The sequence below is a fragment of the Pseudomonas sp. PS1(2021) genome (genome assembly GCF_020405165.1).
GTDB classification, from domain to species: domain Bacteria; phylum Pseudomonadota; class Gammaproteobacteria; order Pseudomonadales; family Pseudomonadaceae; genus Pseudomonas; species Pseudomonas aeruginosa.
Genome location: NZ_CP084484.1, coordinates 527,234 through 549,415, shown reverse-complemented (window position 1 = coordinate 549,415; position 22,182 = coordinate 527,234). Strand labels below are relative to the sequence as shown.

Genomic DNA, 22,182 nt, shown 5'->3' with positions numbered 1-22,182 from the left:
CAACCAAATATTGAGTGATATTGAGCCATCCACTGCGCAATTAAGACAAATATGTAGTAATTAAACAACATATTTTTCCAAGTCCGCCACGCTGTTGGTCGCATGCCGGCCTGACGTTAGGATAGGCGCCGCCGCCGGCCCTTCCCCGCCGGGCCGACAGAACACGAGGAACCCGGATGAAAAACCTGCTGGAGCAGATCCAGAGCCGCCTGGACGAACTGAACAAGGCGGAGCGCAAAGTCGCCGAGGTCATCCTGCAGAACCCGCAGCAGGCCACCCGCTTCAGCATCGCCGCCCTGGCCCAGGCGGCAGCGGTCAGCGAACCGACGGTGAACCGCTTCTGTCGCTCCTTCGGCATGAGCGGCTATCCGGAACTGAAGATCCAGCTGGCCCAGAGCCTGGCCAGCGGCGCTGCCTTCGTCACCCAGGCGGTAGCCGAGGACGACGGACCGGAAGCCTATACGCGGAAGATCTTCAGCAACACCATCGCCTCCCTCGACGGCGCCCACAAGCTGCTCGACCCACGCGTCATCGACCGCGCCGTGGACCTGTTGATCCAGGCCCGGCAGATCCACTTCTTCGGTCTCGGCGCCTCGGCCTCGGTAGCGCTCGACGCACAGCACAAGTTCTTCCGCTTCAACCTGGCGGTGAGCGCCCAGGCCGACGTGCTGATGCAACGGATGGTCGCCTCGGTGGCGCATACCGGCGACCTGTTCGTGGTGATTTCCTACACCGGACGCACCCGCGAGCTGGTGGAGGTGGCGCACCTGGCGCGGGAGAACGGCGCCTCGGTGCTCGGCCTGACCGCTGCCGGCTCGCCGCTGGCGAGGGCCAGTACCCTGTGCCTGGATATCCCGTTGCCGGAAGACACCGACATCTATATGCCGATGACTTCGCGGATCGTCCAGCTCACCGTGCTCGACGTACTGGCCACCGGGGTGACCCTGCGCCGCGGCGTGGACTTCCAGCCGCACCTGCGGCGGATCAAGGAAAGCCTGGTACCGACCCGCTATCCCCTCGACGAGGACAACTGACCGCCCGTCTATTGCAGGCCGGCGGCGAGGCTCAGGCGCATGCGTTCGCCGGGCGCCAGGATCAGCCCGCCCGGGCGGTAGCCAGCGGCGCCGATACAGAGAAAGCGTTCCGCTTCGCCCGGCTCGACCTGCTCCACCGGGCGGCTGCCGGGGTGCCAGATCACGCTGCCGGCGCTGACGTTCTTGTCGATCCGCAGGCGGCGGTTCCAGCCGCCGTCCTCCAGCACCAGCGATCCGGGATGGTAGAGCACCTGCTTGACCGCGCCGCGCGGTATCCAGGTTCCCGGAATCCGCGAAGCGCCGCGCTGGCCGCGAGCCGACTCCAGCTCCATGCCGTGCACCACCACCCGGCTCAGCGCGCCGACCCGCCAGTAGGGCTGCAGGGCAAAGCTGAACAGACAATCGTCGTCTTCCTCATGGTAGCTGCACAGCTCCAGCTCCAGGCGCTGGCCAAGGCGCGCATCGAGGCGCACGTGCCAGTCCTCCAGATCCAGTTGCCAGCTCACCACCACCTTGCTTTCGTCGGCGTAGGCATCCAGCAGGCGCCATTCGCGTTGCCGCGCCCAGCCCTGCTGCGGCCATTCGCTGCCGTTCGGATGGCTACCGAACCACGGCCAGCAGACCGGGATGCCGCCGCGCACCGGCGCACTGCTGAGGGCCGGCCATTCGCTGGCGCACCACAGCAACGGGCGTTCGCCCTGCGGCTGGAAATGCAGGAGCTGCGCCCCTTGCCGACTGAATACGGCCTGGCACAGTGGATGGTCGATCAACAGCAGATCGCGACGTTGGAAGCGTACCCAGTCGAACGGTCGCTTGGCCCGCATGGAATGAAAGAAACGCTGCAGCGGATGCTCAAGCATGTCCGATTGTCCTACCCTCTCCCCTTCCCGGAAAGCCCGGGCGTGCATCCGTGTAGTTTTACTACATTTCGCACGCAAGCCCCAAATGATCGGCACAGGAAAAGCGTAGTCGGTTTGTAACAGGCAGCCGGGAAGAACGGTCGCCGGAAAAAACGGCCCGCCCGAAACGCTCGGGCGGGCCCAGGCACAACACCGGAGCAGGCAACGCGACGGTCAGAACACCGTCTGGATCTTGATCCCCGCCACCAGCGCGTTGTCGACCTCGTCGACCCCGCCCGGCTGCTTGATGTATTGCAGGTTCGGCCGCACCGTCAGCCAGTCGGTCACATGCACCCCGTAGTACAGCTCGGCGTTGTACTCGGTGTCCTGCAGCGGCTGGTACAGCGGGTTGTCGTAGTCGTCGATGCCGTTCACCTGGTTCACCAGGCGCTGGCGCTTCTTCACATCGTCGTTGACATGGATGCGCGCGATGCCCAGGCCGATATCGTCCTTCGGCCGCGCGTCGAACGGCCCCTTGTAGACCACCCCGAGCTGCTGGTAGTTGTCCACCACGTTGGTCGCCTTGTCGTGGACGGTCAGGTTGGCGAACAGGCTCAACCCGCGCGAGGCATCGCCGTTGTGCGAAGTGACCTGCTGCTGCGCCACCACCCACCAGCCATGCTTGCTGCCGCGCGACTTGAAGTCGTTGCCGGTCAGCCCCTGCGGCTGGCCGTCGACGTCGTCGTAGACGTCATCGGCCTTCGCCGTGCTGTAGTAGTAGCCCAGCCGGTACTCGCCCGGCAGTTGCTCGGCGCCGACTTTCGGCTGCCAGATCAGTTCCACCGGCAGCAGCGCGCCCTTGGTCCCGCTGCCGCTCATCTTGAAGCCGTTGCCGGTCTCCAGGTTCGACGGGTTCTGCTCGTAGGCGCCGACCTGCACGTACCAGTCCGGCGCGAAGTTGTACTTCACCCGCAGCGCCCACTGGCTGACCGGCCAGTTGTACCAGATGCTCCCCGCCCAGTTGCCCACCTGCGAGCCGCAGAAGGCCAGGTTCTGGAAATCGCAGGGGAAGCTGTTGAAGTCCTCGCCCTCGCCGAAACGGCCGAATTTCACGTCCAGCGCGCCGTCGAAGTACTGCTGCTTGAGCCACAGCTGGGTCAGCCGCCAGGTCTGCCCGCGGCCCCAGACCTCCTGCACCGAGCTGATGTGCCCGGCACGCGGGTCGCCGATGCGGTCGTTGGAAAGGTTCTTGCCGTTGCGCTCGGTGACGGTGAACTGGAACTCGGTGGCCTTCCAGCCGAGGATCTTCTCCAGGTCCATGTGCACGCCCAGGGCGAACTGGTCGGTGTAGCGCCCGGTCTTGTCGTCGTCATAGCCGCCGTCGAGGTTGGCCGCCGCCTCGCCGACGTACTCCAGCTTGAAGTCGTAGCCCTTCTCCAGCAGCTCGGTGCGCTTGCCGCCCCAGTCGCCGAGCATCCATTTCGAGTTCGGCGAGAACGCCTCGGCGGCGTGCGCCGCGCTCCCCAAGCCCAGCGCTCCAAGGGCAAACAGGCAGCCAACGGTCCTGGCGGCCGGTCTGGTTTTCTTGTTCTTGTACATTTCCAGCATCCTCGTGGTTGTGGTCTAGGCAGTACGAAAGGAATCAGGAGTTCTTCTGGCGATTGCCGTTCAAGGCAGTGACCTTCTCCGCCGCCGCGCCCGCCGTGCGCACGGCCACGCGCTCGCCGCTCTGCGCGTCGAACAGCAGGACCCGCGCGGGATCGAAGCGCAGGCTCATGCCGCTGCCCGCGGCCGGCGCGACGTCCGGCGCCAGGCGGCAACAGACCTTGACCTGGTTGACGGTGACGAAGACCAGGGTGTCCGGCCCGGTCGGTTCGAGCACCTCGACCTCGGTACGCAGATCATGGGCAGCGCTGCCATCGCCCAGGGCGATCTGCTCCGGCCGTACACCGAGGATCAGCTCGCGTCCCTCCTCCAGGCCGGGCTCCAGGCTCAGCGGCAGTTCGATACGGTCCTGGCCGCTATCGAGCAGGCCGGTCCAGTGTCCGTCCCGGCGCTGCAGGCGCAACGGAATGAAATTCATCGGCGGCGAACCGATGAAGCTGGCGACGAACAGGTTGGCCGGGTCGTTGTAGATCTGCTGCGGCGTGCCGAACTGCTGGATGACGCCGTCCTTCATCACCGCCACCTTGTCGCCGAGGGTCATGGCCTCGATCTGGTCGTGGGTGACATACACGGTCGTGGTCTTCAGCCGCTGGTGCATCAGCTTCAGCTCGGTGCGCATTTCCACCCGCAGCTTGGCATCGAGGTTGGACAGCGGCTCGTCGAACAGGTAGACCTTGGGCCGCCGCGCCAGCGCCCGGCCCATGGCCACCCGCTGCTGCTGGCCACCGGAGAGCTGCGAGGGCTTGCGTTCGAGCAGGTGCTCGATCTGCAACAGCCTGGCCACCCGCGCCACCTCTTCGTCGATGGCGGCCTGGGGCATCTTGCGGATCTTCAGGCCGAAGGCGATGTTCTCGCGCACGCTCATGGTCGGGTACAGGGCGTAGGACTGGAAGACCATGGCGATGTCGCGGTCCTTGGGGCTCATGCCGCTGATATCCTGGCCGTCCACCAGGATCGCACCGCCGGTGATGCTCTCCAGCCCGGCGATGCAGTTCATCAGGGTCGACTTGCCGCAGCCCGAGGGCCCGACGAGGATCAGGAATTCGCCGGAGTCGATCTTCAGCCGGATGTCCCTGAGGGTATCGGCCAGGCCGCTGCCGTAGCTCTTGTGCAGGTTGCGCAGTTCGAGGGTTGCCATGTTTCGTTCGTCTCCGGGGTCAGCGACCCGTCTCAGCCTTTCACGGCGCCGGCGGTGAGGCCGCGCACGAAGTACTTGCCGGCCAGTACGTAGACCACCAGCGTGGGCAGCGCGGCGATCATCGCCGCGGCCATGTCGACGTTGTATTCCTTGACCCCGGTGGTGATGTTCACCAGGTTGTTCAGGGCCACGGTGATCGGTTGCGCATCGCCGCTGGCGAACACCACGCCGAACAGGAAGTCGTTCCAGATCTGGGTGAACTGCCAGATCAGGCAGACCATCACGATGGGCGTGGACATCGGCAGCAGGATGCGCAGGAAGATGGTGAAGAAACCGGCACCGTCCAGGCGCGCAGCCTTGACCAGGGCATCCGGGATCGCCACGAAATAGTTGCGGAAGAACAGCGTGGTGAAGGCCAGGCCGTAGATCACGTGGACCAGCACCAGGCCACTGGTGGTATTGGCCAGGCCGAGCTTGCCGAGGGTGAAGGACATCGGCAGGAGGATCACCTGGAACGGCAGGAAGCAGCCGAACAACAGCGCGCCGAAGAACAGCTGGGAACCGCGGAAGCGCCACATCGACAGCACGTAGCCGTTCAGCGCACCGATGAAGGTGGAGATCAGCACGCCGGGCACGGTGATCAGCACCGAGTTCCAGAAGAACGCGCCGACGCTGTCCCAGGCCTTGATCCAGCCGATGACGGTGAAGGTGTCGGGCAGCGACAGCAGGTTGCCGGTGCGGATGTCGTCCGGCGTCTTGAAGCTGGTCAGCAGCATCACCAGCAGCGGCACCAGGTAAAGCGCGCAGGCGCCCCAGAGGGTCAGGTGCACGGCCAGGCGGCTGACGCTGAAGCTCGGGTTCAGGGACGCGTCACGCATGGCGCTTGCCTCGCAGTTCGGAATACAGGTAAGGCACCACGATCGCCAGTACCGCGCCGAGCATCAGCATCGCGCTCGCCGCGCCGAGCCCCATCTGGCCGCGGGTGAAGGTATGCGCATACATGAACATCGCCGGCAGGTCGGAAGAATAACCCGGGCCGCCGGCGGTCATCGCCGCCACCAGGTCGAAGCTCTTGATCGCGATATGGGCGAGGATCATCAGCGCGCTGAAGAACACCGGGCGCAGGCTCGGCAGGACGATGCGCAGGTAGATGGTCGGCAGGCTCGCACCGTCGACCTGGGCGGCGCGCACGATGGCCGGGTCGACCCCGCGCAGGCCGGCGAGGAACAGCGCCATGACGAAGCCGGAGGCCTGCCACACGGCGGCGATCACCAGGCAGTAGACGACCCGCTCCGGGTCCACCAGCCAGTCGAAGCGGAAACCTTCCCAGCCCCAGTCGCGGAGCAGCTTGTCCAGGCCCAGGCCCGGATTGAGCAGCCACTTCCAGGCGGTGCCGGTGACGATCATCGACAACGCCATGGGATACAGGTAGAGGGTACGGATGAAGCCTTCGCGGCGGATGCGCTGGTCCAGCAGCACCGCGAGGAACACTCCGAGCACCAGGCAGATGGCGATGAACGAGCCGCCGAAGAGCAGCAGGTTCTTGCTCGCCACCCACCAGCGGTCGTTGTCCCACAGGCGCTGGTACTGGCTCAGCCCGGCCCACTTGTAGCTGGGCATGAAGCGCGAGTTGGTGAAGGACAGCAGCAGCGTCCAGCCGATGTAGCCATACATGCAGAACAGCACCACGACCACGCTTGGCGCCAGCACCAGCTTCGGCAGCCAGCCTTGCAGGCGATCGAGCGGCGAGACGCGACGAGGCGCTACCGGAGCCGTGGGATAGACAGGGGAATTGGTCGCCATGCGTTTTCTCGCGTGCGAAGGAACCCACCCGTGCCGCTCGGCGGCACGGAGCCAGTCGGGAGGATCGAGCGGAGCCCAGGCCGGGCTCCGCGCCAGGGACTTACTGCGCCGCCGCCTCGATGGCGGCCGCCAGTTGCTGGGCGGCCTTCTGCGGATCCGCGGCGGGGTCGTTGAAGAAGTTGGTCACCACGTCGAAGATCGCCCCCTGCACGTAGCTGGAAGCAGCCATGCTGTGGGCCATGCTCGGCACCAGGTTGCCGTCCTGGGAAGCCTGCTTGAAGTCCTTCATCGACTGCTGGGCGCAACTGTCGAACGGCGCCATGTCGGCGTCCAGGCGAACCGGGATGGAGCCCTTGTTGAGGTTGAAGTCCTTCTGGAAGGACGGATCGAGCACGCTGCGCGCGAGATCTTCCTGGGCCTTGCGGTTCTCCGCGTTGCTCAGCTTGAACATCACCAGCGAGTCGATGTTGTAGTCGAAGGCCTTCTGCGTGCCGGGGAACGGCAGGCACTGGTAGTCCTTGCCCGGCACCTTGCCGGCGGCGGTGAATTCGCTCTTCGCCCAGTCGCCCATGATCTGCATGCCGGCCTTGCCGTTGATCACCATCGCCGTGGCGGCGCTCCATTCGCGACCGGCGGCGTCGGCATCGACGTAGCCGCGGAGCTTCTTCAGCGCGGCGAACACCTCGACCATCTGCGCTCCGGTGAGGGTTGCCTTGTCCTGTTCGACGAAGGCCTTGCGATAGCCTTCCGGCCCCATCTTGCTCAGCACCAGGTTCTCGAACACGGTACCGTCCTGCCACGGTTGGCTACCATGGGCCAGCGGCGTGAAACCGGCGGCCTTGAGCTTGTCGGCGGCGACGAACAGCTCGTCGAGGGTGGTCGGCGGGGTCGCGCCGGCCTTCTTGAACACTTCCGGGTTGATGTAGAGCCAGTTCACCCGGTGTACGTTGATCGGCACTGCTACGTAGTCGCCGTCGTACTTCATGATCTGCGCCACCTGCTTCGGCAGCAGGGTGTCCCACTTGCCTTCGGCGGCCACCGCGTTGAGGTCGGCGAGCAGGCCCAGTTCGCCCCACTCCTGGATATCCGGCCCCTTGATCTGCGCCGCGGCCGGCGGATTGCCGGACACCGCGCGGGTCTTCAGCACGGTCATCGCCGCCTCGCCGCCACCGCCGGCCACGGCGAAGTCCTTCCAGGTGTGGCCCTTGGCTTCGACCAGCTTCTTCAGGGTTTCGGCGGCGCGCTTCTCGCCGGCGGAGGTCCACCAGTGCAGCACTTCGACTTCGCCGGCCTGGGCCAGCAGCGGGGAGAGACAGAGGGAGGAAAGACAGATGACGGCAGAGAGGCGACGGATCGCATTCATGAGGAAAACCTTCTTCTTGTTATTCGGAGCAAGTCTGCGCTTGCAATGCTCCGAGTCTATTCAAGCGTTCCGCGTCGCGGGTAACGAAGCGATCCGGGTTTGTCACGGAGTGGTTACATTGGGATTGAGGCAGAGCAGGAAAATCTAGGCTTGGACTCGGCAAAGCGGTTTCGCGACAGAAACCTCCGACAACACGAGAAGGTTCCTTCGTGCCGCCCTCTCCCCACGACTCCACAGCCCTCAGAATGACCTCCAGCACCACCTCCCTGCGCGCCAGCACGTTGTCGTTCCAGAATGACCCCCGGCTCTCCAGCCAGGCATCGGCCGGCGAACCCACATGCTGCCCGCCATCCCGTTCGATCACCAGCATCCGCTCACGGCAGACGAAATCGACGATGTACGGCCCGAGAACCTTCTGCCGACGAAACTTCAGCCCGAGCAATCGATGCCCGCGCAAGCACTGCCATAGCGCCCGCTCCGCCTCTGTCTGCCGCTGCCGCAGAACGCGGGAAAAACCGTTTCGGGAAAACCTCATGCCTACCTGCCTCGTTCAAGGGCCCGGCAGGCCAGCCCATCACTCCAGCCCCAGGCGCGGCAGGCGCAGGCTGACCCGCAGGCCGCCCTCGCGACGGTTCTGCAAACTGACCTCGCCGCCATGGGTGTGCGCGATGTTGCGCGCGATGCCCAGGCCCAGCCCGTAGCCCTGCCCTCGCGGAGACAGGCGGAAGCGCGGCTCGAAGATCTGTTCCAGGCGCTGCTCGGGCACGCCGGGGCCGTCGTCGTCGACATGCAGCACCACCGCTTCCGGCCCGTCCTCCAGGCTCAGGCGGGCGCGTTCGCCGTATTTCAGCGCATTGTCCAGCAGGTTGCCGATACAACGCTTGAGCGCCAGGGGCTTGCCCGGATAAGGCTCCGCGGCGCGACCGACGACCTCCACCCGGCCATCGGCCAGGTAGGGCTCGGCGATGTGCTGGAGCAACAGGTCGAGGTCGACCGGCTCGACGTTCTCGTGGATATCGGTGTCTTTCACGCACTGCAGCGCGCCCTTCACCAGCAGTTCCAGCTCGTCCAGGTCGCGCCCGAACTTCTCCTGCAAGCGCTCGTCCTCGAGGAGTTCTACCCGCAGGCGCAGGCGGGTGATCGGCGTGCGCAAGTCATGGGAGATGGCGCTGAACAACTGCCCGCGCTCGTTCAGGTAGCGGTCGATGCGCTCGTGCATGGTGTTGAAGGCGCGCGCCACCTCCACCAGTTCGCTGGCGCCGCGCTCCTCCAGCGCTGCCGACGGACTGCCCAGGGCCAGGTCGCGGGCGGCGCGCGCCAGGCGCTTGAGCGGACGGCTCTGCCAATGCATCAGCAAGCCGGTGAAAAGCAGCAGCAACAGGCTGGTGAAAACGATCGAGAGCACCTGCTGCGGCTGCAGTCCCTCGGGTTCCAGGCTGACGTACGGCGCCGGCATCAGGCTGGCGATGTACAGCCACTCGCTGTCGCCGATGCGGATCTGGGTCACCAGCACCGGCGGGTTCACCGGTTCCAGGGTCAGCGCGTAGTGCGCCCAGGAACGCGGCAGCTCGTCGAGCTTCAGCGCGCCGTTGAACAGGCGCAGCTCGTCGGGACTGACGAACTCGACCTGTAGCTCGACCTCCTTGCCCAGGCGTTGGTGCAGCACATCCCGGACGATCTCCAGCACCGCCTGCTTGTTCGGCGTGTCCGGCAGGGCGCGCATCTCCAGCGGCCGGTCGTTCAGCGAGACGAAGAAGCGCGTACCGCCCATGCTGCGCAACTGGTCGAGCACCAGCGGACGGTAGCCGAGCGGCAGGGAACGGAAGTAGCTGACGCTGGCCGCCATCGAGTAGGCCAGGCTGCGCGAGCTGGTGAGCAGGCCCTCGCGCTGGCTGGAGCGCAGGTGCGACAGCCAGAACAGGCTGGAAAGCCCTTGCGCGACCAGCACCGCGAGCAGGGTCAGGAGCAGCATGCGCCCGAGCAGCGAGCGCGGCACCGGCGACCAGCGCCGCCGTTCGCTCATGGCTGCAGGTGCGGCCGCACCTGCGCCGCCAGCAGGTAGCCACTGCCGCGCACGGTCTGGATCAGCCGCGGCGCCTTGCCGGTATCGCGCAGGCGCTGGCGCAGGCGGCTGACCGCCATGTCGACGATACGCTCCAGCGGCAGCACCTCGCGGCCGCGGGTGGCATTGGCGATGGTGTCGCGGTCGAGGATCTGCTGCGGATGGTCGAGGAACAGCTTGAGCAGGGCGAAATCCGCACCGCTGAGGAAGAACTCCTCGCCGTCCTCGTGGAACAGTCGGTGGCTGACCGTGTCCAGCCGCCAGTCCTCGAAGGCCAGTACGTCGCCACCGCGCACCTGGGTGAACTGCGCGCGGCGCAGCAGGGCCTTGATCCGCGCCAGCAGCTCGCGCGGGCTGAACGGCTTGCCCAGGTAGTCGTCGGCGCCCAGTTCCAGGCCGATCACCCGGTCGGCCTCGTCGGAACTGGCGGTGAGCATGATGATCGGCATGCAGGCCAGGCGCTGGTGGGAGCGAATCCAGCGACAGAGGCTGAAGCCGTCCTCGTCCGGCAGCATCACGTCGAGGATCGCCAGGCTCGCCTCCTCCTCGCACAGCGCCTGGCGGAAGTCGGCGCCCCGCGAGACGCTGCGGACCTGGAAGCCGGCACGGCTCAGGTAGGTCTCCAGCAATTCGCGGATCTCCTGGTCATCGTCCACCAGCAGGATCGATCGTCCGTTCGCGCTCACGAGGTTCCTCCTTATGCGGTTGCTCGACGCCGACTCAGCCCTCGGCGTCCAGGGCCTGCTGCAGGGCGACACCGGCGCCGAGCAGGCCCGGATGTTCGGCGGTCATGACCCACACCGGTACGTCCTGCAGGTAAGCGCCGCTGGTCTTGCCACGGCTGGCGAAGGCCTCGGCGAAGCCGCTGGCGATGAAACGCTCGAGGAAACGCGGGACGATGCCGCCGGTAATGTAGACGCCACCGAGCGCGCCGACGGTGAGCACCGCGTTGCCGGCGACCCGCGCCAGCCACAGGAAGAAGCGCTCCAGCACGGCGTCCGCCTGGGCGTCGCCGGCCATGGCCAGGGCACCGACTTCCGCCGCACTGCTCGCGCGGACGGCGACCCCGTCCAGGGCACAGCTGATTTCATAGAGGGCGAGCAGGCCGTTGCCGGACAGTGCGCGCTCGGCGGAGACGTGTCCGTAGCGCGCCTGCAGGCCCTGCCAGAGCGCGAAGTCGCGCGGCGAAGTGACCGGCAGGTCGACGTGCCCGCCCTCACAGGGCAGCACTTCCCAACGTCCCCCGCCCAGCGGCAGCAGGCTGCCGACGCCAAGGCCGGTGCCGGGACCGATGATCAGCCGGGCGCGATCCGCCTGGGCGCTGCCGGCGCGGACCTGCACCAGCTCGTCCGCGCCCAGCCGCGAGGCGGCCCAGGCCATGGTGCTGAAGTCGTTGACCAGCAGCAGGTGATCCAGCCCCAGCTCCTCGCGGAACGCGGCACGATTGATCACCCAGTGGTTGTTGGTGAAACGGAAATCCGCCGCCCCGACCGGCCCGGCGCAGGCCAGGCAGACCGAGTCGATGTTCGCCACCGATTCGCCGATCCGCGCCAGGTAGTCGCGTACGGCCAGTTCAGGCCGCGGGTAGTCGGCACAGGCGAGCACCTCGATGGATTCCAGGCGCTGCCCGCGCCAGAGCGCGAAACGCGCATTGGTGCCGCCGATATCGCCGACCAGGCCGAGGCCGCCGGCGCTTCTCTTGTTGTCGTTATTCATCGTCGTTGAACCGCAATGCCCCGCGCCAGGGCGGGGCGGTCGGCAGATGTTGCCGGAGAGACAGCCGCCAGCCAAGCGCCGGCGGACATCGACCTATCAGAATCAGCGCCAGCCGGTGAGGCTCTCGGTAAAGCTGCAGGCGCCCTCTTCCGCGCTGCTCATGGCGTTGCGCATGAAGGCGAACAGCTCGCGACCGCAACCCAGATTGCCGTCCTGCGGCGCCGGCTCCAGGCTGCGCGCCTGCCATTCGGCGTCGTCGACCAGCACCCGCAGCTCGCCGCTCACCCCATCCACCCGTACCCGGTCGCCGTCGCGCAGGCGCGCCAGGGGACCGCCGGCGATGGCTTCCGGACTCACATGGATGGCCGCGGGCACCTTGCCCGACGCCCCGGACATGCGCCCGTCGGTGACCAGCGCCACCTTGAAGCCACGATCCTGCAGGACCCCGAGGAAAGGGGTGAGCTTGTGCAGCTCCGGCATGCCATTCGCCCGCGGACCCTGGAAGCGCACCACGGCGACCAGGTCGCGCTCCAGCTCGCCGGCCTTGAAGGCCGCGGCCAGGCTGGCCTGGTCGTGGAAGATCCGCACCGGTGCCTCGACCACCTGGTGTTCCGGCGCCACCGCCGAGACCTTCATCACGCCGCGACCGAGGTTGCCCTCCATCAGGCGCAAGCCGCCTTCGGCGGAGAACGGCTTGTCCAGCGGACGCAGGATGGCTTCGTCGAGACTCCGTTCAGGCCCTTCGCGCCAGACCAGCCGGCCATCCTCGAGGAACGGCTCACGGGTGTAGCGGCGCAGGCCGGGGCCGGCGACGGTCTGTACATCCTCGTGAAGCAGCCCGCCGTCGAGCAGTTGGCGGATCAGGAAGGACATGCCGCCGGCCGCCTGGAAGTGGTTGATGTCGGCCTGGCCGTTCGGATAGATGCGCGCCAGGGTCGGCACCACATGGGACAGCTCGGACATGTCCTGCCAGGTCAACTGGATGCCCGCCGCCTGGGCGATCGCCAGCAGGTGCAGGGTGTGGTTGGTCGAGCCGCCGGTGGCGAGCAGCGCCACCACCGAGTTGACGATGGCCTTCTCGTCGACGATCTCCGCCATCGGCACGTAGTTGCCGTTCTCGGGGGTCAGCCGGCTGGCCTGGCGCGCCGCTTCGCGGGTGAGTTCGTCGCGCAGCGGGGTGTTCGGGTTGACGAAGGAGGCACCGGGCAAGTGCAGGCCCATCACCTCCACCAGCAACTGGTTGGTATTGGCGGTGCCATAGAAGGTGCAGGTGCCGGGTGCATGGTAGGAGGCCATTTCCGAGGCCAGCAACTCTTCGCGAGTGGCCTTGCCCTCGGCGAACAGTTGGCGCACCGCGGCCTTTTCCTTGTTGGAGATGCCGGTCGGCATCGGCCCGGCCGGGACGAACACGGTGGGCAGGTGGCCGAAGCGCAGCGAGCCGATCAGCAGGCCCGGCACGATCTTGTCGCAAACACCCAGGCACAGCGCCGCATCGAACATGTTGTGAGACAGCGCGATGGCGGTGGACATGGCGATCACGTCGCGGCTGGCCAGCGACAGTTCCATGCCCGGCTCGCCCTGGGTCACACCGTCGCACATGGCCGGCACGCCGCCGGCGAACTGGCCGACCGAACCGATCTCGTGCAGCGCCTGCTTGATCAGCCCCGGAAAGCGCTCGAACGGCTGGTGCGCCGAGAGCATGTCGTTGTAGGCGGAAACGATGGCCACGTTGGCCTGGTTCATCAGCCGCAGGGTCTGCTTGTCGCTTTCGCCACAGGCCGCGACCCCGTGGGCGAGGTTGCCGCACGGCAGGGTGCCGCGGTGCGGCCCCTTGCTGGCCGCCGCCCGGACCATCTCGAGGTAGCGCTGGCGAGTGGCCGCGCTACGGGCCTGGATGCGGCGGGTGACTTCGAGCACACGAGGGTGCATGGCAGATTCTCCTACAGACTATCAATTGTTGTTTTTACAACATAATCATCGGTTGAAGGATGTTTACTTTTCTTTCTGGACGAAATGTAATGGTTTTTACCACAACAATAGAAAAGAGACGACCTCATTATGACTATCCGCCTGGCCATCAACGGCTTCGGTCGCATCGGCCGAAACGTTCTTCGCGCCCTGTATACCGGCCACTACCGCGAACAGTTGCAGGTAGTGGCGATCAATGACCTCGGCGACGCCGCGGTCAACGCCCACCTGTTCCAGTACGACAGCGTCCATGGACGCTTTCCCGGCGAGGTCGAGCACGATGCCGAAAGCCTGCGGGTGATGGGCGACCGCATCGCCGTCAGCGCCATCCGCAACCCGGCGGAACTGCCCTGGAAGAGCCTCGGCGTGGACATCGTGCTCGAGTGCACGGGGCTCTTCACCCGCCGCGACAAAGCCGCCGCCCACCTGCAGGCCGGCGCCGGCAAGGTGCTGATCTCGGCGCCCGGCAAGGACGTCGACGCCACCGTGGTCTACGGCGTCAACCACGAGGTGCTGCGCGCCTCCCATCGGATCGTCTCCAACGCCTCCTGCACTACCAACTGCCTGGCACCGGTGGCCCAGGTACTGCATCGCGAACTGGGCATCGAGCACGGCCTGATGACCACCATCCATGCCTACACCAACGATCAGAACCTCTCCGACGTGTACCACCCGGACCTGTACCGCGCACGTTCGGCGACCCAGTCGATGATCCCCACCAAGACCGGCGCCGCCGAGGCGGTCGGCCTGGTCCTGCCGGAACTCGCCGGCAAGCTTACCGGGCTGGCGGTGCGGGTGCCGGTGATCAACGTGTCGCTGGTCGATCTCACCGTGCAGGTGGCCCGGGATACCAGCGTAGACGAGGTCAACCGCCTGCTGCGCGAAGCCAGCGAAGGCTCTCCGGTGCTCGGTTACAACACCCAGCCACTGGTGTCGGTGGATTTCAACCACGACCCGCGCTCGTCGATCTTCGACGCCAACCACACCAAGGTCAGCGGTCGGCTGGTCAAGGCGATGGCCTGGTACGACAACGAGTGGGGCTTCTCCAACCGCATGCTGGACAGCGCCCTGGCGCTGGCCGCCGCCCGCGACTGACGCGCCTCAGCGGAACTTGCGCCGACCGCGCGCCTGCAACGCCAGCAGGCGCAGGTCGGCCTCGGCGAGGATCAGTCGCTGCTCGGCCTTGTCCGCGCGCTTCCAGGCACGGATTTCCTGGCGCGTACGCCCGCAGCCGCGGCACACGTCGGCATCGAACTCACAGATATTGATGCAAGGACTCTTCAAGCGTTCCCCCTTTTTCGGCGCGGACCGCAACCGGTCCTCGCCCGTCACTTCACGACAGGCGGCGGGCCGGCGTCCAGGAGGGAATGACTATCGGGCCGATCGAGCGGCCCGCGGTCACTCGGCCTCGGCGTCGCGCAGGCTTTCGTAGGCAGGTGCGGCATAGATGCCGGCCTCGACGCAGAGCGCCATGACCCGCGGCAGGTCCTGGGTATAGACCAGCACCGCCTGCAACTCGTCGTCCAGCGGCTCGCTGAAATCCACCAGCACGTAGCCGCCCTTTTCCGGATACATGCTGCTCAGTTGCACCTGGATACGGTTGAGGGCGACCAGCGGCTCGGTCTTGAGCAACTGCTTCGGCTTGATGTTGAACGCCACGTCCTTGCCGAAGGAGGCGACGATCCGGGCGAACAGCTCGGCATAGGTGTCGGCCTGGAACAGCACGATATCCGGCAGGCTACCGACCACCACCCACTCGCCGAGCGGGATCGGGAAGCTGTCGTCGTAGTTGATGTCCGGGTTGGCGGCGAGGAACCCTGCCGGATCGGCGTAGGCCTGGGCCGCCTCGTCGGCGATCCGCCGGATCTCCTCGGCGCCCATGCAGCCGGTGCTGATGAGGGTGATCAGTTCGTTCAGGGTCTCTTTCATGAGTGGGTTCCAGGGTCGATGAAACGGAGCGGGCCAGACTCGCCGGCGCGTCCGGATGAATTCTACAGGGTGGAACGACGGTCAGCGGCGCGGCCAGTCGTCGTCGGCGTCCAGTGCCTCGCGCTCCTCGCGCATCGCCTCCGCCAGGGCACGCTCTTCGTCATCGGGATCGGCGCCCGCGACAGCCTCCGCGACGGCAGGCTCGACGGCTTGCTCCGCGACCACGGGAATCGGCCCAGCCGCTGGCTCGGCGGACTCGTCGCCCTGCTCCGAGGGCTCCGGAGGGTCGAGCAGGTCGTCGAAGTCGGTCTTCAGGCCCTGCTCCATCTCGTCCAGTTCCAGCAGCAGGCTGCGGAAGCTGGTTTCCTCGCGCGGTTTCTCCGGCTCGCCGGCCTCCCCCTCGATCTCCTCGAGGCTTTCCCCGGCCTCGGCGATGGCGCGATCGGCCAGGGCCTGGATCGAGGCGGGAATCGCATCCTCGTCGAGACCGTCGCGCGGCGGCTGCGCCACGGGCGCCACTTCGACCGGCGGTTCCGGCTCGGGCTCCATCTCGCGCAGCGCCGACAGCGGCGGCAACTCGTCGAGGCTCTTCAGGTTGAAATAATCGAGGAACGCCTTGGTGGTCGCCAGCATCGCCGGGCGCCCCGGCACCTCGCGGTAGCCAACGATGCGGATCCACTCCCGCTCCATCAGCGTCTTGACGATCTGGGTGTTCACCGCCACGCCGCGGATCTCCTCGATCTCGCCACGGGTGATCGGCTGGCGGTAGGCGATCAGCACCAGGGTTTCCAGCAGCGCGCGCGAATAGCGCTGCGGACGCTCCTCCCAGAGGCGGCCGACCCACGGCGAGAAACGCTCGCGAATCTGCAGGCGATACCCGGACGCGACTTCCTTCAGCTCGAAGGAACGCCCTGCGCAGGACAGCGCCAGGATCGCCAGGGCGTCGCGAAACTGCCCCGGCTCCGGCCGCTCGGCCTCGTCGAACAGCTCGGCCAGGCGTTCCAGCGACAGCGGCTTGCCGGCCGCGAGGAGGATGCCTTCGAGCAGGGTGGCGAGTTCGTGGGGATCGGACAGGTTCATCGTCGCAACGGATACCGGAGCCAGGAAGAGGAAAAGATAGCGGAATCGGGCATGCAGCTTAACAGGCCACGGCAGGGAGCGAAGCCGGAAGCGCGGAAAAGCTGACCGTCCGCAGGGGGACGAGCGGCCAGCGGCGCGGCGCGTTCACTCGAAATCGTCTTCCAGGGCTTCCTCCAGGGTTTCGCCTTCCTCCGCTTCGCGGGCTATCCGCAGGCGCACATGGATGGCGCCGAAAGCCTCGTTCTGCACCAGTTCCACCATCTGCTCCTTGACCAGCTCGAGGATCGCCATGAAGGTGACCACCACGCCGAGCTTGCCCTCCTCCAGGGTGAACAACTGGATGAACGGCACGAAGGCGCCGCCTTTCAGGCGTTCCAGCACTTCGCTCATGCGTTCGCGGGTGGACAGTACCTCGCGGGTCACCTGGTGGCTCTCGAACAGGTCGGCGCGGCGCAGCATCTCGCCCATCACCAGCATCAGCTCTTGCAGCGCCAGCTCCGGCAGTAGCTTGCGCGCCCGCGCCTCCGGCGCAGCCACCGCCGGCACCAGCACGTCGCGGCCGACCCGGGGTAGTTCGTCGAGGTCTTCGGCGGCCTTCTTGAACCGTTCGTACTCCTGCAGGCGGCGGATCAGCTCGGCCCGAGGATCTTCCTCTTCCTCCTCGGCTTCCGCCGAGCGCGGCAGCAACATGCGCGACTTGATCTCCGCCAGCATCGCCGCCATCACCAGGTACTCGGCGGCCAGCTCCAGGCGCACCGCCTTCATCAGCTCGACGTAGCCCATGTACTGGCGGGTGATTTCCGCCACCGGGATATCCAGGATGTCGATGTTCTGCTTGCGGATCAGGTACAGCAGCAGGTCGAGCGGGCCCTCGAAGGCCTCGAGGAAGACCTCCAGCGCGTCCGGCGGGATATAGAGGTCCTGCGGCAGCTCGGTGACCGCCTCGCCGTAGACCAGCGCCAGTTGCAGCGGCACCCGCTCGGCCGCGGGCTCGGCTGGTGGGGTGTCGGCGTTGGCCGGGTTATCGTCCTGCATCGGTAGGCTCGTGGTGGGCGGATTCGGGCGGCGCTCAGGCCGGCTGCATGAACGGCGCCGGATCGCCGCAACCCACGCGGATCACTTCGGGATCGGTGTCGGTCAGGCTGATCACGGTGGAGGCCTCGCCGCCACCATAGCCCCCGTCCACGATCAGGTCGACCTGGTGTTCCAGCACCTGGCGCATTTCATAGGGATCGTTCAGCGGCTCGCCGCTGCCGGGCATGATCAGGCTCACGCTCATCAGCGGTTCGCCCAGTTCCTCCAGCAGCGCCCGGGCGATCGGACAGTTCGGCACGCGCAGGCCGATGGTGCGGCGCTTGGGGTGCAGGAGCATGCGCGGCACCTCGCGGGTGGCGCTGAGGATGAAGGTGTAGGGACCGGGGGTGTGCGCCTTGAGCAGGCGGAACAGACCGGTGTCGACCTTGGCATAGACGCCCAGCTCGGAAAGGTCGCGGCAGACCAGGGTGAAGTTGTGCTTGTCGTCCAATTGGCGGATGCGGCGGATGCGATCCACCGCAGTCTTTTCGCCGATGCGGCAGCCCAGGGCATAGGACGAGTCGGTGGGATAGACGATCACCCCACCCTGGCGGACGATCTCCACCGCCTGCTTGACCAGCCGCGGCTGGGGATTTTCCGGATGGATCTGGAAGAACTGGCTCATTCGGCCCCCTTGGCTTCGGAATGACGTTCGGTATCGCGAAAATGCCTGGCGAAACGCGGCCACATGGCCGGAAGGTCCTCTGGAACCGCACGGTACATGCCCAGTTCGGACCAGTCGCCCGGCGCGTGGAAATCGCTGCCGGCGGTGACCATCAGGCCGAACTCGCGGGCCAGGATCGACAGGGTACCGACCTGTTCGGCCGGCTGCACGCCATTGACCACCTCGATGGCGTGTCCGCCTGCCTGGAGAAAGTCGGCGACCAGGCGCCGGCGCTTGGTCCGGGTGAAATCATAATGGTACGGGTGCGCCAGGCTGATCCAGGCGCGCGCCTCGCGCAGGCAGCCGACCACTTCCTCCAGGGTCGGCCAGTGCTGCTTGACGTCTCCCAGCTTGCCGGCCCCCAGCCACTTGCGGAACGCGTCGGCGCGATCCTTGACCCAGCCGCCCTGGACCAGGAACTCGGCGAAATGCGGCCGCGCCGGCGCGTTGCCGCTGTCGCCCAGGGCCCGCTGGATCGCCCGCGCGCCCTCCAGCGCACCGGGCATACCCTTGGCCGCAAGCCGCCGGTCGATTTCCTCGGCGCGCGCCCAGCGGCCCCGGTGCAGGGCTTCGGTCGCCTGGCGCAGGGGAGCGGCGTCGAGGTCGAAACCGTAGCCCAGCACATGAATGGTGGCACCGCCCCAGGTGCAGGACAGCTCGACACCGTTGACCAGTTCGATACCGAGTCGAGCGGCCGCCTGGTGGGCTTCCGGCAGGCCTTCCAGGGTGTCGTGGTCGGTCAGCGCCAGCAGCCCGACGCCTTTCTCGTGGGCCCGCTGCACCAGGGCGGCGGGCGCGAGCACGCCATCGGAGGCGGTACTGTGGCAATGCAGATCGACACGCATGGCTGAATCCTGATTCCAGTGAAGAATGGTGATGAAGCAGCGCCGATTCGCTGCCTCGCGGTATCGAGACGTACCGTTCATGGGTCCGGGGAGCCTGCTCCACCTGGCGAATGCGCCTGCGGCACAGGCCTGACGCATTCGGAAAGACAGGATGACTGTTTCAGAACATCCAGAGGTTGCTATTATGCCGCTTCAACCGTGTCCTGACTGCCACCATGAAGCAATTCATCGATTTCATCCCACTGATCCTGTTCTTCATCGTCTACAAGATAGACCCTCAGAACGTCGAGTTCGCCGGGTTCAATCTGAGTGGCATCTACGGCGCGACCGCGACCCTGATCCTCGCCTCGGTGATCGTCTACGGCGCCCTCTGGCTCAAGCACCGCCACCTGGAAAAGAGCCAGTGGTTCACCCTCGGCGCCTGCCTGGTCCTCGGCGGCCTGACCCTGGCCTTCCACGAGGACACCTTCCTCAAGTGGAAGGCGCCGCTGGTCAACTGGCTGTTCGCCCTGGCCTTCGCCGGCAGTCACTTCATCGGCGACAAGCCGATGATCCAGCGCATCATGGGCCATGCCATCCAGTTGCCGCAGGGCCTCTGGGTGCGCCTGAACATCGCCTGGGTGGTGTTCTTCCTGGTGTGCGGCTTCGCCAACCTCTACGTGGTCTTCACCTATCCGAACTTCTGGGTGGACTTCAAGGTGTTCGGCAGCCTCGGCATGACCTTGCTGTTCCTGATCGGCCAGGGCCTGTTCCTGGCTCGCCACCTGCACGACGCCGATACCGGCGAAAAGCCCAAGGACTGACATGCTCTACGCGATCATCGCCCGTGACATCCCCGCTTCCCAGGAACGCCGCCTGGCCAGCCGCCCGGCCCACCTGGCCCGTCTCGAACAGCTGAAGGAAGAAGGCCGCCTGGTACTCGCCGGCCCGCACCCGGCGATCGACAGCAACGACCCGGGCGCCGCCGGCTTCACCGGCAGCCTGATCGTCGCCGAATTCGATTCGCTGGCCGCGGCGCAGAGCTGGGCCGAGGCCGATCCCTACCGGGCCGCCGGGGTGTACGCCGAGGTGGTGGTCAAGCCGTTCAAGAAAGTCCTGCCCTGAGGCAGTCGCCGGGTACCGGCGGCCGGCCCGGTCGCCCTCCCGGCAAACGTTTTCGCACCGGACGTCGCTTTCCGGTGCCCGCCGCAGTGCAACCAGGCCGGCCCGGCGCTTTCGCCAAGCCGGAAGGGCGAACCGGAAGACAGTGCAATCCGTCGCTTCATCGGTACAAGGAGTCATGATGCGTCCATCCACTGCCCACTGCCTGCTGCTGAGCCTGAGCCTGGGAGCTTCCCTGGCCCTGGCCGAGGAACCCGCGCCAGCACCGCTTCCAGCCGCGCAGCCTTCCATTGCGCAGGCTACCGCCGAACTGGAGCGCCGCCTGGTGGAAACGGAACGCCAGCGCGACGAACTGGTCAGTCGTATGCGCCAGGAGAACCGCCAGCTGCGCGAGCAATTGCAGGCGGCCCAGGCGCAACGGCAACCGCCGCTGCTCACGGAAGAGCAGACCTGGTATGTCGCCGGCGCCGCCACCGCCCTGCTCGCGTTCGTCCTCGGCGCCCTGAGCCGCGGCCGCCGGCGACAGCGACGCGAATGGATCAATTGAGCGACACTCGATGAGCGAACTGCTGTTGATCGATGATGACCGGGAGCTCTGCGAGCTGCTCGGTACCTGGCTGGTCCAGGAAGGTTTCTCCGTGCGTGCCAGCCACGACGGCGCCCAGGCCCGTCGCGCCCTCGCCGAGCAGACACCGGATGCCGTGGTGCTCGACGTGATGCTGCCGGACGGTAGCGGCCTGGAACTGCTCAAGCAACTGCGCGGCGACCATCCCGACCTGCCGGTGCTGATGCTGTCCGCCCGCGGCGAGCCGCTGGACCGCATCCTCGGTCTGGAACTGGGCGCCGACGACTACCTGGCCAAGCCCTGCGACCCGCGCGAACTCACCGCACGGCTGCGCGCCGTGCTGCGGCGAACCCACCCGGCGCAGCCCAGCGCGCAGATGCAACTGGGCGACCTGTCGCTGAACCTGACGCGCGGCGTGGCACAGATCGACGGCCAGGAGATCAGCCTGACCCTTTCCGAAAGCCGCATCCTCGAAGCGCTCCTGCGCCAGCCCGGCGAGCCGCTGGACAAGCAGGCCCTGGCGCAACTGGCGCTGGGCCGCAAGCTGACCCTCTACGACCGCAGCCTGGACATGCACGTCAGCAACCTGCGCAAGAAGCTCGGCAGCCACCCCGACGGCAGCCCGCGCATCCTCGCCCTGCGCGGCCGCGGCTACTACTACAGCCACTGAGCGGGTTTCGTCAGCCCGCCGACACAAGGTCTTTACCCAAGCTTTACCCAGGGCTGACCGCGCTTGACCTTGACCTCCCTAGACTGGGCTCATCCGGTAAATGGCCGGACCCAGAAAGGAGAAACACCATGCGCAAGACGCTAACCGCCCTGTTCATCGCCGCCGCCCTGCCGACCTTCGCCATGGCCGCGCCCGCCGCCAACGACCTGCCGCCCCCGCCGATGGAAGGCGGCCACATGATGGGCCAGCACGGTCCCCGACATGGCGGCCCGATGAAGGAACTGAACCTGACCCGCGAACAGCGCCAGCAGATGGGCAAACTGATGGGCGAACAAATGAAGGCCCGCCACGAGATCACCCAGCGCTACCTGGCCAAGCTGCCGGCGGCCGAGCAGAAGGCCCTGAAGGACGAACTCAAGGCCAGCCACGAGAAGACCCAGAAGGACATCCGCGCCCTGCTCACCCCCGAACAGCAGAAGAAGTTCGACGAACTGCAGAAGAAGCGCGAGCAGCGCAAGGCAGAGTGGGCCGAATTCCAGCAGTGGAAGGCCGACAAGAAGTCCAACTGACGTCCGAGCCACCGCTACCGGGTCCTCCGGTAGCGGTCTTCCGACCAGCCGGAATCGCATATCCTAGGGGTTTACCCACGCGGCCGGCCCGATATGC

General features: G+C 66.6%; 24 protein-coding genes. 7 read left to right on the top strand and 17 right to left on the bottom strand.

Annotated elements, in window-relative coordinates:
• Window positions 1–176 precede the first annotated feature (176 nt).
• Window positions 177–1,034, top strand: coding sequence for a MurR/RpiR family transcriptional regulator (locus LE197_RS02715; RefSeq protein ID WP_033978814.1), 858 nt, complete (start codon window positions 177–179; stop codon window positions 1,032–1,034).
• Between the two features lie 8 nt (window positions 1,035–1,042).
• On the opposite strand, the gene LE197_RS02710 is transcribed toward LE197_RS02715, so the two are convergent.
• The 11 genes from LE197_RS02710 to edd all read right to left on the bottom strand — a co-directional run bounded on the left by LE197_RS02710 (window position 1,043) and on the right by edd (window position 13,549).
• Window positions 1,043–1,894, bottom strand: coding sequence for a D-hexose-6-phosphate mutarotase (locus LE197_RS02710; protein ID WP_003112064.1), 852 nt, complete (start codon window positions 1,892–1,894; stop codon window positions 1,043–1,045).
• Between the two features lie 213 nt (window positions 1,895–2,107).
• Complete coding sequence (gene oprB / locus LE197_RS02705) at window positions 2,108–3,472, bottom strand: carbohydrate porin OprB (RefSeq protein ID WP_003116413.1); 1,365 nt, start codon at window positions 3,470–3,472, stop codon at window positions 2,108–2,110.
• Window positions 3,473–3,515: 43 nt separating this feature from the next.
• Window positions 3,516–4,676, bottom strand: coding sequence for an ABC transporter ATP-binding protein (locus tag LE197_RS02700; protein ID WP_049239510.1), 1,161 nt, complete (start codon window positions 4,674–4,676; stop codon window positions 3,516–3,518).
• A gap of 32 nt (window positions 4,677–4,708) precedes the next feature.
• A complete protein-coding gene (locus tag LE197_RS02695) occupies window positions 4,709–5,554 on the bottom strand; it encodes a carbohydrate ABC transporter permease (RefSeq protein ID WP_033971634.1) in 846 nt (281 codons plus the stop codon).
• Complete coding sequence (locus tag LE197_RS02690) at window positions 5,547–6,479, bottom strand: carbohydrate ABC transporter permease (protein ID WP_003091471.1); 933 nt, start codon at window positions 6,477–6,479, stop codon at window positions 5,547–5,549. The genes LE197_RS02695 and LE197_RS02690 overlap by 8 nt, the downstream gene beginning before the upstream one ends.
• 100 nt (window positions 6,480–6,579) lie before the next feature.
• Window positions 6,580–7,842, bottom strand: coding sequence for an ABC transporter substrate-binding protein (locus LE197_RS02685; RefSeq protein ID WP_033971636.1), 1,263 nt, complete (start codon window positions 7,840–7,842; stop codon window positions 6,580–6,582).
• 19 nt (window positions 7,843–7,861) lie between these two features.
• Complete coding sequence (locus tag LE197_RS37035) at window positions 7,862–8,377, bottom strand: endonuclease domain-containing protein (protein ID WP_079387377.1); 516 nt, start codon at window positions 8,375–8,377, stop codon at window positions 7,862–7,864.
• A gap of 39 nt (window positions 8,378–8,416) precedes the next feature.
• A complete protein-coding gene (gtrS, locus tag LE197_RS02675; protein WP_073649433.1) occupies window positions 8,417–9,838 on the bottom strand; it encodes a two-component system sensor histidine kinase GtrS in 1,422 nt (473 codons plus the stop codon).
• Window positions 9,839–9,861: 23 nt separating this feature from the next.
• Window positions 9,862–10,590, bottom strand: a complete 729-nt coding sequence (gltR, locus tag LE197_RS02670; RefSeq protein WP_003091475.1) for a two-component system response regulator GltR — start codon at window positions 10,588–10,590, stop codon at window positions 9,862–9,864.
• A 34-nt stretch (window positions 10,591–10,624) separates the two neighbouring features.
• Window positions 10,625–11,620 carry a glucokinase gene (locus tag LE197_RS02665; RefSeq protein WP_033971639.1) on the bottom strand — a complete coding sequence of 332 codons (996 nt, stop codon included), beginning with the start codon at window positions 11,618–11,620 and terminating at the stop codon, window positions 10,625–10,627.
• Between the two features lie 102 nt (window positions 11,621–11,722).
• Complete coding sequence (gene edd / locus LE197_RS02660; RefSeq protein ID WP_033971641.1) at window positions 11,723–13,549, bottom strand: phosphogluconate dehydratase; 1,827 nt, start codon at window positions 13,547–13,549, stop codon at window positions 11,723–11,725.
• A gap of 129 nt (window positions 13,550–13,678) precedes the next feature.
• Between edd and gap the strand changes: the two genes are divergently transcribed.
• Window positions 13,679–14,683: a type I glyceraldehyde-3-phosphate dehydrogenase gene (gap, locus tag LE197_RS02655; RefSeq protein ID WP_033978720.1), complete on the top strand. Its 1,005-nt coding sequence runs from the start codon at window positions 13,679–13,681 to the stop codon at window positions 14,681–14,683.
• Between the two features lie 6 nt (window positions 14,684–14,689).
• Here gap and LE197_RS02650 read toward each other — a convergent pair whose 3' ends face one another.
• From LE197_RS02650 to LE197_RS02625, 6 genes are all read right to left on the bottom strand, one after another.
• Window positions 14,690–14,872 carry a DUF1289 domain-containing protein gene (locus LE197_RS02650; protein WP_003091481.1) on the bottom strand — a complete coding sequence of 61 codons (183 nt, stop codon included), beginning with the start codon at window positions 14,870–14,872 and terminating at the stop codon, window positions 14,690–14,692.
• Between the two features lie 114 nt (window positions 14,873–14,986).
• The gene (locus tag LE197_RS02645) at window positions 14,987–15,517 is read right to left on the bottom strand and encodes a hypothetical protein (protein ID WP_003114836.1); all 531 of its coding nucleotides are present in this window, start codon (window positions 15,515–15,517) and stop codon (window positions 14,987–14,989) included.
• An 81-nt stretch (window positions 15,518–15,598) separates the two neighbouring features.
• Window positions 15,599–16,597: an SMC-Scp complex subunit ScpB gene (gene scpB / locus LE197_RS02640; protein WP_033971644.1), complete on the bottom strand. Its 999-nt coding sequence runs from the start codon at window positions 16,595–16,597 to the stop codon at window positions 15,599–15,601.
• A gap of 144 nt (window positions 16,598–16,741) precedes the next feature.
• Window positions 16,742–17,494 (bottom strand): segregation and condensation protein A, encoded by a 753-nt coding sequence (locus LE197_RS02635; protein WP_003124353.1) that lies wholly within the window; start codon window positions 17,492–17,494, stop codon window positions 16,742–16,744.
• A 172-nt stretch (window positions 17,495–17,666) separates the two neighbouring features.
• Window positions 17,667–18,296 (bottom strand): L-threonylcarbamoyladenylate synthase, encoded by a 630-nt coding sequence (locus LE197_RS02630; protein ID WP_003091486.1) that lies wholly within the window; start codon window positions 18,294–18,296, stop codon window positions 17,667–17,669.
• A complete protein-coding gene (locus tag LE197_RS02625; RefSeq protein ID WP_003091487.1) occupies window positions 18,293–19,180 on the bottom strand; it encodes a PHP domain-containing protein in 888 nt (295 codons plus the stop codon). Before LE197_RS02625 ends, LE197_RS02630 begins: the two co-directional genes overlap by 4 nt.
• Window positions 19,181–19,395: 215 nt before the next feature.
• On the opposite strand from LE197_RS02625, the gene LE197_RS02620 reads away from it, so the two are divergent.
• The 5 genes from LE197_RS02620 (at window position 19,396) to LE197_RS02600 (ending at window position 22,085) form a co-directional block, all read left to right on the top strand.
• A complete protein-coding gene (locus tag LE197_RS02620; protein ID WP_003091488.1) occupies window positions 19,396–19,983 on the top strand; it encodes a septation protein A in 588 nt (195 codons plus the stop codon).
• Window position 19,984: 1 nt separating this feature from the next.
• Window positions 19,985–20,284, top strand: coding sequence for a YciI family protein (locus LE197_RS02615; protein ID WP_003091489.1), 300 nt, complete (start codon window positions 19,985–19,987; stop codon window positions 20,282–20,284).
• Between the two features lie 175 nt (window positions 20,285–20,459).
• Complete coding sequence (locus tag LE197_RS02610; RefSeq protein ID WP_033978721.1) at window positions 20,460–20,828, top strand: hypothetical protein; 369 nt, start codon at window positions 20,460–20,462, stop codon at window positions 20,826–20,828.
• 10 nt (window positions 20,829–20,838) lie between these two features.
• On the top strand, window positions 20,839–21,516 hold the full coding sequence (locus LE197_RS02605) for a response regulator transcription factor (protein ID WP_003091491.1): 678 nt from the start codon (window positions 20,839–20,841) through the stop codon (window positions 21,514–21,516).
• Between the two features lie 128 nt (window positions 21,517–21,644).
• Window positions 21,645–22,085: a Spy/CpxP family protein refolding chaperone gene (locus LE197_RS02600; RefSeq protein ID WP_003091492.1), complete on the top strand. Its 441-nt coding sequence runs from the start codon at window positions 21,645–21,647 to the stop codon at window positions 22,083–22,085.
• Window positions 22,086–22,182 lie beyond the last annotated feature (97 nt).

Excerpts from the sequence above, each read along its gene's own strand:
- LE197_RS02715 (WP_033978814.1), top strand. The coding sequence starts at position 177 with ATGAAAAACCTGCTGGAGCAGATCCAGAGCCGCCTGGACGAACTGAAC.
- LE197_RS02710 (WP_003112064.1), bottom strand. The coding sequence starts at position 1,894 with ATGCTTGAGCATCCGCTGCAGCGTTTCTTTCATTCCATGCGGGCCAAG.
- oprB (WP_003116413.1), bottom strand. The coding sequence starts at position 3,472 with ATGTACAAGAACAAGAAAACCAGACCGGCCGCCAGGACCGTTGGCTGC.
- LE197_RS02700 (WP_049239510.1), bottom strand. The coding sequence starts at position 4,676 with ATGGCAACCCTCGAACTGCGCAACCTGCACAAGAGCTACGGCAGCGGC.
- LE197_RS02695 (WP_033971634.1), bottom strand. The coding sequence starts at position 5,554 with ATGCGTGACGCGTCCCTGAACCCGAGCTTCAGCGTCAGCCGCCTGGCC.
- LE197_RS02690 (WP_003091471.1), bottom strand. The coding sequence starts at position 6,479 with ATGGCGACCAATTCCCCTGTCTATCCCACGGCTCCGGTAGCGCCTCGT.
- LE197_RS02685 (WP_033971636.1), bottom strand. The coding sequence starts at position 7,842 with ATGAATGCGATCCGTCGCCTCTCTGCCGTCATCTGTCTTTCCTCCCTC.
- LE197_RS37035 (WP_079387377.1), bottom strand. The coding sequence starts at position 8,377 with ATGAGGTTTTCCCGAAACGGTTTTTCCCGCGTTCTGCGGCAGCGGCAG.
- LE197_RS02665 (WP_033971639.1), bottom strand. The coding sequence starts at position 11,620 with ATGAATAACGACAACAAGAGAAGCGCCGGCGGCCTCGGCCTGGTCGGC.
- edd (WP_033971641.1), bottom strand. The coding sequence starts at position 13,549 with ATGCACCCTCGTGTGCTCGAAGTCACCCGCCGCATCCAGGCCCGTAGC.
- gap (WP_033978720.1), top strand. The coding sequence starts at position 13,679 with ATGACTATCCGCCTGGCCATCAACGGCTTCGGTCGCATCGGCCGAAAC.
- LE197_RS02645 (WP_003114836.1), bottom strand. The coding sequence starts at position 15,517 with ATGAAAGAGACCCTGAACGAACTGATCACCCTCATCAGCACCGGCTGC.
- scpB (WP_033971644.1), bottom strand. The coding sequence starts at position 16,597 with ATGAACCTGTCCGATCCCCACGAACTCGCCACCCTGCTCGAAGGCATC.
- LE197_RS02630 (WP_003091486.1), bottom strand. The coding sequence starts at position 18,296 with ATGAGCCAGTTCTTCCAGATCCATCCGGAAAATCCCCAGCCGCGGCTG.
- LE197_RS02625 (WP_003091487.1), bottom strand. The coding sequence starts at position 19,180 with ATGCGTGTCGATCTGCATTGCCACAGTACCGCCTCCGATGGCGTGCTC.
- LE197_RS02620 (WP_003091488.1), top strand. The coding sequence starts at position 19,396 with ATGAAGCAATTCATCGATTTCATCCCACTGATCCTGTTCTTCATCGTC.
- LE197_RS02615 (WP_003091489.1), top strand. The coding sequence starts at position 19,985 with ATGCTCTACGCGATCATCGCCCGTGACATCCCCGCTTCCCAGGAACGC.
- LE197_RS02610 (WP_033978721.1), top strand. The coding sequence starts at position 20,460 with ATGATGCGTCCATCCACTGCCCACTGCCTGCTGCTGAGCCTGAGCCTG.
- LE197_RS02605 (WP_003091491.1), top strand. The coding sequence starts at position 20,839 with ATGAGCGAACTGCTGTTGATCGATGATGACCGGGAGCTCTGCGAGCTG.
- LE197_RS02600 (WP_003091492.1), top strand. The coding sequence starts at position 21,645 with ATGCGCAAGACGCTAACCGCCCTGTTCATCGCCGCCGCCCTGCCGACC.